This window comes from Aurantimicrobium sp. (genome assembly GCF_036667855.1).
Taxonomy (GTDB): domain Bacteria; phylum Actinomycetota; class Actinomycetes; order Actinomycetales; family Microbacteriaceae; genus Aurantimicrobium.
Genome location: NZ_JAVWTF010000015.1, coordinates 30,121 through 37,980 on the forward strand (window position 1 = coordinate 30,121; position 7,860 = coordinate 37,980).

The following is a 7,860-nucleotide window of genomic DNA, read 5'->3' on the forward strand; positions in this document are numbered from 1 at the left end:
GCTCGGCCATGTCGACCAAATACCTAGGCACCTCCTTCGATATCCACGGTGGTGGCCTCGACCTGCGCTTCCCTCACCACGAGAACGAACTCGCACAGTCGGCTGCAGCCGGGGATGGCTTTGCTCAGTACTGGCTGCACAACGGTCTCGTTTCCGTCGGTGGCCAAAAGATGAGTAAGTCTCTGGGTAACTCGGTCTTCGCGGCTGACCTGCTGGATAAAGCCAAGCCAGTTGTCTTGCGCTATCTCTTGGGCTCTGCTCAATATCGGTCCACTCTCGAACTTCACGACGGTGCCATCGCAGAAGCGAAGGCCTCTTTCGAACGCATTGAAGGTTTCTTGGACCGTGTCATTCGCGACGCGGGAGAGCTAGCTTCTGCTGATGTTCCTGCCGCGTTCCGTTCGGCAATGAATGACGATCTCAACATTCCTGCTGCGCTCGCCGTGGTCTTTGAGCTGGTTCGCTCCGGCAACAGTGCCCTGGATTCTGGTGATGTTGCCACTGCTGCATCTCAGGCAGCTGAAGTTGTGGCGATGCTAGATGTGCTGGGCGTCAACCCTCTGGATGCTGCCTGGGCAACCGATTCTTCCCAGGGCGATGCCGCCCTGGATCTCTTGATGGCTGAACTCCTTGAGGCACGTGCAGCAGCACGTGCGAATAAGGACTTCGCCACTGCAGACCTTCTCCGTGAGCGACTTGCCGCGGCTGGAATCACGATCGAAGACACCCCCAACGGGGCACATTGGAGTTTCAATGGCAGGTAAGCCTCGGGCTGGAGCAGTCCGCAAATCAGGTAAGGGTCCCGTCAAGGGCACCGGTGGTCTCGGCCGCCGTGCACTTGAAGGCAAGGGTCCAACCCCCAAGGCAGAAGACCGCGAATGGCACCCTGCGGGCAAGGCCAAGATCCGTCGCGAAAAGCTGGCTGCGATGGGCAAGCTCAACCGCAACACAGTTGACGGTCAGCGCAAGGCTGCACCTAAGCGCAGCAAAGCCAACGATGACACTGAAGTTGTCACCGGTCGTAACTCGGTACTCGAGGCACTTCGTGCTCGAATTCCTGCCACCGCCCTCTACATCGCCACCCGTATCGAGATGGATGACCGCGTCAAGGAGATGCTGTCGATTGCCACCCAGCGTGGCATCCCCATCCTTGAAGTGATGAAGCCTGAGCTCGATCGCATGGGCGGTTTCGACTCCGTTCACCAAGGTGTGGCGATCAAAGTTCCTGCGTATGAATATGCCCACCCCAACGACTTGTTGGAAAAGGCATTTGATTCCAACAAGACACCACTGTTTGTCGCACTAGATGGGATTACAGACCCTCGTAATTTGGGTGCGATTATTCGTTCCACAGCCGCGTTCGGTGGCGACGGCATCATCCTGCCTCAACGTCGTTCAGTGGGTGTGACCGCTGCTGCATGGAAGACCTCTGCAGGTGCGGCAGCGCGCCTGCCGGTTTCCATGGCTGCGAACCTCACTGCAACCATCAAGTCCTTCAAAGACCAGGGTGTTTTCGTGATTGGTCTCGACGGCGGCGGAGACACCATGCTGCCCGGTCTTGAACTTGCAGATCGACCTTTGCTCATCGTTGTGGGGAACGAGGGTAAAGGCCTGTCTAAGTTGGTCACCGACAATTGCGATGCAATTGTCTCGATTCCCATCTCAGCAAGCACGGAGTCCCTCAACGCCGGTATTGCTGCCAGCGTTGCTCTCTATGAAGTAGCACGCCTGCGCTCAGCTGGCGTTTAGCAATTTCCCAGCGTTCACACGTAATCTTCTTTGTTACGTGTTGACCTACGTCGAATTACGTCCCCCACATATTGGAGAAAACGAGAATGAGCACCGGATCCCACGGCAACCGACCTACTCGAAACCAGCAGCGTGAAGCTGCTCGTGCGAAGGCTAAAGAACTTCGCGAACAACAGCACAAGAACGACAAGCGTCGCAAACTCTTTATTCAAGGTGGAGTTGCCGTTGCGGTCATTGCTATCGCTGCCCTCTTCATCTCAACCATTGCCACCTCGGCACCCAAGGAAGGTCCTCGCCCTGCCAATATGGCCAGCGATGGAATCGTTCTCAGCGGTGCCAACATGGCTGCAGTGTTGAGCGAAGCAGGTTCCCCAGGTGCTGACCCAGTGGCTAATCTTCCTATGCCTGGTTCGTCCACCGTGGCCATCGAGGTTTACCAGGACTACCTGTGCCCTGCATGTCAGGCATTTGATGCTGCTAACGCAGAACAGTTGCAGACACTGGTTGAGGCTGGTGCAGCAACGCTGGAGCTTCACCCCATCGGTATGTTGGCCAACCAGTCTGCTGGAACCAAGTACTCGATTCGTTCGACTGCAGCAGCTGCGTGTGTAGCGAACTACTCGCCCGACACCTTCTGGAAGGTCAACCAGGCTTTCTACGCTAACCAGCCACAAGAAGGTACTCCTGGTCTCAACGATGATGAGATCACGGCGTTGATTGACGCACAGAAGCCACAGAACCAATCCAAGATTGCCAAGTGCATCAAGGACAAGACCTTTGTCCCCTGGGCGACTCAGGCCACCGATTACGCACTCACTGGACCCATGACCCAGGCTGCAAAGGACTCCGGCGCTGCTGGCGTGGGAACCCCCACCATCTTGGTCAACGGCAAGGTGTACACCGGTTCGATTGTGGATCCAAAGGAATTCTTGGCATTCGTAACTCAGGTTGCTGGTGAGTCAGCTTCCACAACTCCCGCTACTCCAGCCGCAGGTTAGGATTAACGGGTAGTGAGGTGAGTTTCACCTCACGCAAGCCGACTTGGCGCAATTGGTAGCGCACCGCTCTTGTAAAGCGGGGGTTGTGGGTTCGAGTCCCATAGTCGGCCCGTGTTTGACGAGCGTGATCGTGCCATTCTCGACTTTGAGCGTGAATGGTGGCAGCACCCCGGTGCCAAAGAGGACGCTATTCGACAAACCTTCGGTTTGTCTCCTGCTCGGTATTACCAAGTACTGGGCAAGCTGATGGATTCAGAAGCTGCATTGGCCTACGACCCCATGCTGGTGAAACGGCTGCAGCGCGTCCGGGATGACCGTCGCAGCTCACGTCAGAAGCGGGTTAACCCTGATTCATCAGAAAAGAACTGAAAGAATAGAACCATGGCTGAGAAAACAGAGCGCGACCAGTTCGACGACCTGACCCCCGGTGGGGAGCGTCGTGGTGTTCACCGTGCGCCTAAGCGCCGTGGTGCAGGCTTTGTTCCATTCGCCTGGGCAGCTTTGGCCACCGGTGTTCTTGTCGTGGGCGGTGTGGGAACACTCATCGTCACGAGCGACAGCATCAGTATGAAGGATTTCGAGAGTATCTTCGCCTTACCCACGGCGGCAGCTTCAGCTACGCCGAAAGCTACTGCTGCTCCGACGGTTGATCCTGCTTCGGTCGTTAACGTGCTGAACGCCACCGGTGAAACCGGTATTGCCACCGCCGTGGGTGACCAGATTGCTGCCGAAGGCTGGACCGTTGGAGCCAAGTCCAACGCCAGTGAAAGGGCAGAGAAAACCTTTATCTACTACGGCAACCCCACCCTGGAAGGTGCTGCCCGAGGCCTTGCCCAGACTCTGGGATACGGCGAAATTAAGCTCACCGATAAGTACATTGAGAGCTCCGCACAACTCACTTTGGTTGTGGGACAGGACCACGCCGGCTAAATCGTTGTCATATCGCGACACTTAAAAGTTAGGTAAGGCTAACTGTTTTGTGCTATTCCCCAGTAGTGTGAGACCAACGGCACAAGCGATTTGTGTGTGTCGGTTGGGATACTGCAATTGGAGTTACACATGGCCACTGGAACCGTTAAGTGGTTCAACGCTGAAAAGGGCTACGGTTTTGTAACCGTAGACGGCGACGAGCAGGACGTATTCGTCCACTACTCCGCTATCGACATGAACGGCTACAAGGTCCTCGAAGAGGGTCAGAAGGTTGTTTTCGAAATCGGTACCGGAAACAAGGGTCCTCAGGCTGAGTCGGTTCGACTGGCTTAAAGCCTCGTAATATTCGGGCACGCCCGAGCTAACGCCGTCCACGAATGTGGGCGGCGTTAGTCTTTGCCCGTGACTACTTTTTCGCGAACTCTTTCCCGTGTTGTTGGTGTAGCAGCTGCGAGTGCTTTGGCGCTCGGCTTGGCGGCCTGTTCTGGCGGTGCCAGCGGCCCAGCAACTCCTGACTACAAGTCGACCTATAAGGCGCCGGCGCCCATTGCTTATGCACCCCTGACCGGTGTGGCACTAGCCGAAGGCACTGCTGTGGGACCTGCGCTGTCTGTGAAGATCTGTAACGTCTTTGCGTGTGAGCCACAGGATGGCCTCAACCAGGCTGACGTGGTCTTCGAAGAAATCGTGGAGGGTGGCATCACCCGTTACGTGAGCATCTGGAACTCGAACGTTCCCGTCAGCGTGGGTCCTGTCCGCTCATTGCGCCCCATGGACGCAGACATTGCTGCCCCCTTTGGCGGCATCATTGCGTACTCCGGTTATGGCGCTCAGGAAACCCGTGACCTTGCCGTTGACACCGGCTTGGTCAACGTCACCGAGAACGATCCTGCGATGTACCGCAACGACTACAACGTTGCTCCCTACAACCTGATGCTGCACGCACAGGAAGTCATTGCGGCTAACCCTGGTCTTGCCGCTCCTGCACAGCAGTGGGCATACTCCGGAACGCTGGCAACCTCGACTGCGGTTCTTGACGGAACTCCCGCAACCTCTGTTCAAAGCATCTTTAGCAACTCTTCTGACAACACCTGGACCTATGACGGTGCTGGTCGTTACCTGCGCACCCAGTGGGAAGGTCCTGACCTTGACCTCACCGGAGCTCAGCTTTCTGCTGCCAACGTCGTCATTATGCGCGTGAACGTGGATGAGTTCGTCGGCGTTCCCCGTACCCGCATGGTCGACTCGGGTGAACTCTTCGTTCTTAGCGGCGGCAAGGTCGTTCACGGCACTTGGAGCAAGGCAGCAACTGCGGCTCCCATCGTGTTCAAGGGTGACAATGGCGTGACTATTCGCCTGGCTCCTGGTAACACCTGGATCGAGATGGTTCCGCTTGAGTCGTATGTCTCAGGTGGCACTGTCAACATTGCCGGCTAGCTCTGTCGAGTTACTGCATGAAGCCCACCCCAGCGAGGGTGGGCTTCATGCTTTCGCTGACCGCGTACGCACTTGCACTCGGTGCAGGAGAGTGCCAATATTGAGTTAGCACTCGATTGAATTGAGTGCTAATCCCTGCAGTATTTCTGACGTCCGGGAGGGACGAAAAACAACCATGGCAAAAATCATTGCTTTTGATGAAGAGGCACGTCGCGGTCTAGAGTGCGGTCTGAACATCCTTGCTGACACCGTCAAGGTCACCCTTGGCCCACGCGGACGCAACGTCGTCCTCGAAAAGAAGTGGGGCGCCCCCACGATTACTAACGATGGTGTGTCCATCGCGAAGGAAATCGAACTGGACGACCCATTCGAAAAGATCGGCGCAGAGCTGGTTAAGGAAGTTGCCAAGAAGACTGATGACGTCGCTGGTGATGGAACAACCACTGCTACCGTTCTCGCTCAGGCACTCGTTCGCGAAGGTCTTCGCAACGTAGCTGCTGGCGCAGACCCCATTTCGCTCAAGCGCGGTATTGAGAAGGCTGTTGCAGCTGTTTCCGAGGAACTCATCAACAACGCTAAGGAAGTTGAGACCAAGGAAGAGATCGCAGCTACCGCTTCTATCTCCGCTGCTGACCCCGAGATCGGCGCACTGATTGCTGAAGCTATCGACAAGGTCGGTAAGGAAGGTGTGGTCACCGTTGAGGAGTCCAACGCTTTCGGCACCGAGCTCGAGCTCACCGAAGGTATGCGCTTCGACAAGGGTTACCTCTCCGCTTACTTCGTGACTGACCCCGAGCGTCAGGAAGCAGTATTCGAGGACCCCTACATCCTCATCGTGAACAGCAAGGTTTCCAACATCAAGGACCTGCTGCCCATCGTGGACAAGGTCATCCAGACCGGCAAGCAGCTGCTCATCATCGCGGAAGACGTCGATGGCGAAGCTCTCGCAACCCTCGTGGTCAACAAGATCCGTGGCATCTTCAAGTCGGTAGCCGTCAAGGCTCCTGGTTTCGGTGACCGCCGCAAGGCCATGCTTCAGGACATCGCCATCCTCACCGGTGGTCAGGTCATCGCTGAAGAGGTCGGCCTCAAGCTCGAGAACGTTGAGCTCGACATGCTGGGTAAGGCTCGCAAGGTTGTTATCACCAAGGACGAGACCACCATCGTTGAGGGTGCTGGCGACGCAGACCAGATTGCTGGCCGCGTAGCTCAGATCCGTGCCGAGATCGACAACACCGACTCCGACTACGACCGCGAGAAGCTCCAGGAGCGCCTGGCTAAGCTCGCCGGTGGTGTTGCAGTGATCAAGGCTGGTGCCGCTACTGAAGTTGAACTCAAGGAGCGCAAGCACCGTATTGAGGACGCTGTCCGTAACGCTAAGGCTGCTGTTGAAGAGGGCATCGTCCCCGGCGGTGGTGTTGCACTGATCCAGGCTGGCAAGACTGCTTTCGAGAAGCTCTCGCTGACTGGTGACGAAGCAACCGGTGCAAACATTGTGAAGGTAGCTATTGAAGCTCCTCTGCGTCAGATTGCACTCAACGCAGGTCACGAGCCCGGCGTTGTCGTCGACAAGGTTCGTTCACTGGCAATCGGTTGGGGCCTCAACGCTGCAACTGACGAGTACGTTGACCTTCTGGCTGCGGGCATTATTGACCCAGCTAAGGTAACCCGCTCGGCTCTGCAGAACGCAGCTTCTATCGCAGCTCTCTTCCTCACCACTGAGGCAGTTGTTGCTGAGAAGCCTGAGAAGGCAGCACCCCCCATGGGTGACCCCTCAGGTGGCATGGACTTCTAAGTCCAGATAAACCACAAAGAACGCCTCCCCGCCGATTGGGGAGGCGTTCTTTTTGTCTCTGCGGTTACCCGCGGAACATTCGGGCCGTGGCCTGCTCAATGTCCATGTATTGCTGAGCAGCCAGGGAGAGTGCGTGGTTGATGGAGCTGAGGCTCTCGTCTACGCGTTGGGCGGTGAGATGCCACTCGGAGACCACAGCTTGAAAGGCTGTTGCCGCAGTGCCACTCCAGGAGCTTTGCAGATTGCTCAGCTGCGAGTGGAGGGCGAGAACTTCACTCTGAATTCGAGAGATGGACTGCTGTGCAGCTGAGCTGGCATGGGAGACAGCTTCGCTGTCGACGTGAAAGACGGGCATGAAATCTCCTAGGGGTAAGGAGAGCGCATCCGACCCCTGAGCGGAGGGGGGAGTGCTGCGGGTCGGATGCGCTCTGAGGCCAAGATAGGAGATCTTGTGGGGTCCCTAGAGCGCTTCAGCTATAGCTGTGGAGGAGTTAGTCCTGAACAGGGGTGTGGACGACAGGAAGAGTCACCGAGAACGTGGCGCCGCCACCCTTGGTCGCGGTGACGTTAATACGTCCCTGGTGTGCCTTCACGATGGATGCCACGATAGCTAGACCGAGACCACTTCCACCTGTTTCGCGGGCGCGGGAGTTGTCAGCGCGATAGAAGCGCTCAAAGATCTTCTCGCGAATCTGCTTGGGGATCCCGTCACCGTGATCCACGATCGAGATAGTAGCTTCCCTCGCAGCATCGTTGTGGGAGACGACCAGCTCGAGTGGTGTTCCCGACTCAGTAAAGCGAAGAGCATTACCCATCAGGTTGGTGACAACCTGGCGAATCTTGTTCTCTGCAGCCAGTATTTCTACTGAGTCACCCTCGACAGTGATGGTGCGCTCAGGGTCGAATGCGCGGGCATCGAGTGCTGCATCATGAGCGATCTTCAACAGATCA

10 protein-coding genes and 1 tRNA gene are annotated in these 7,860 nt (G+C 56.7%); 9 read left to right on the top strand and 2 right to left on the bottom strand.

Annotated elements, in window-relative coordinates:
- The 9 genes from RR877_RS04860 to groL all read left to right on the top strand — a co-directional run.
- The coding region (locus tag RR877_RS04860) for a DALR domain-containing protein (RefSeq protein ID WP_332627762.1) at positions 1-764 on the top strand (764 nt) is incomplete at its 5' end.
- Positions 754-1,749, top strand: a complete 996-nt coding sequence (gene rlmB, locus RR877_RS04865; RefSeq protein WP_277494735.1) for a 23S rRNA (guanosine(2251)-2'-O)-methyltransferase RlmB — start codon at positions 754-756, stop codon at positions 1,747-1,749. The genes RR877_RS04860 and rlmB, both read left to right, overlap by 11 nt.
- A gap of 86 nt (positions 1,750-1,835) precedes the next feature.
- Positions 1,836-2,747, top strand: coding sequence for a thioredoxin domain-containing protein (locus RR877_RS04870; protein WP_332551370.1), 912 nt, complete (start codon positions 1,836-1,838; stop codon positions 2,745-2,747).
- Positions 2,748-2,784: 37 nt separating this feature from the next.
- Positions 2,785-2,857 (top strand) — tRNA-Thr (locus RR877_RS04875).
- Position 2,858: 1 nt separating this feature from the next.
- Entirely contained in the window at positions 2,859-3,116 is a 258-nt protein-coding gene (locus tag RR877_RS04880; RefSeq protein WP_277494737.1) for a DUF3263 domain-containing protein, read from the top strand.
- 12 nt (positions 3,117-3,128) lie between these two features.
- Positions 3,129-3,677 carry a LytR C-terminal domain-containing protein gene (locus RR877_RS04885; protein ID WP_332551369.1) on the top strand — a complete coding sequence of 183 codons (549 nt, stop codon included), beginning with the start codon at positions 3,129-3,131 and terminating at the stop codon, positions 3,675-3,677.
- A 129-nt stretch (positions 3,678-3,806) separates the two neighbouring features.
- Positions 3,807-4,010, top strand: coding sequence for a cold-shock protein (locus RR877_RS04890; protein WP_110234406.1), 204 nt, complete (start codon positions 3,807-3,809; stop codon positions 4,008-4,010).
- Between the two features lie 69 nt (positions 4,011-4,079).
- On the top strand, positions 4,080-5,114 hold the full coding sequence (locus RR877_RS04895) for a DUF3048 domain-containing protein (RefSeq protein ID WP_280800861.1): 1,035 nt from the start codon (positions 4,080-4,082) through the stop codon (positions 5,112-5,114).
- 175 nt (positions 5,115-5,289) lie between these two features.
- The gene (gene groL / locus RR877_RS04900; RefSeq protein WP_332551368.1) at positions 5,290-6,909 is read left to right on the top strand and encodes a chaperonin GroEL; all 1,620 of its coding nucleotides are present in this window, start codon (positions 5,290-5,292) and stop codon (positions 6,907-6,909) included.
- 64 nt (positions 6,910-6,973) lie between these two features.
- On the opposite strand, the gene RR877_RS04905 is transcribed toward groL, so the two are convergent.
- A complete protein-coding gene (locus tag RR877_RS04905; RefSeq protein WP_110234399.1) occupies positions 6,974-7,264 on the bottom strand; it encodes a WXG100 family type VII secretion target in 291 nt (96 codons plus the stop codon).
- Between the two features lie 136 nt (positions 7,265-7,400).
- A partial coding sequence (locus RR877_RS04910) for a sensor histidine kinase (RefSeq protein WP_332627763.1) occupies positions 7,401-7,860 on the bottom strand: 460 nt, incomplete at its 5' end.

Coding starts and splice junctions, on each gene's coding strand:
- rlmB (WP_277494735.1), top strand. CDS start 754: ATGGCAGGTAAGCCTCGGGCTGGAGCAGTCCGCAAATCAGGTAAGGGT.
- RR877_RS04870 (WP_332551370.1), top strand. CDS start 1,836: ATGAGCACCGGATCCCACGGCAACCGACCTACTCGAAACCAGCAGCGT.
- RR877_RS04885 (WP_332551369.1), top strand. CDS start 3,129: ATGGCTGAGAAAACAGAGCGCGACCAGTTCGACGACCTGACCCCCGGT.
- RR877_RS04890 (WP_110234406.1), top strand. CDS start 3,807: ATGGCCACTGGAACCGTTAAGTGGTTCAACGCTGAAAAGGGCTACGGT.
- groL (WP_332551368.1), top strand. CDS start 5,290: ATGGCAAAAATCATTGCTTTTGATGAAGAGGCACGTCGCGGTCTAGAG.
- RR877_RS04905 (WP_110234399.1), bottom strand. CDS start 7,264: ATGCCCGTCTTTCACGTCGACAGCGAAGCTGTCTCCCATGCCAGCTCA.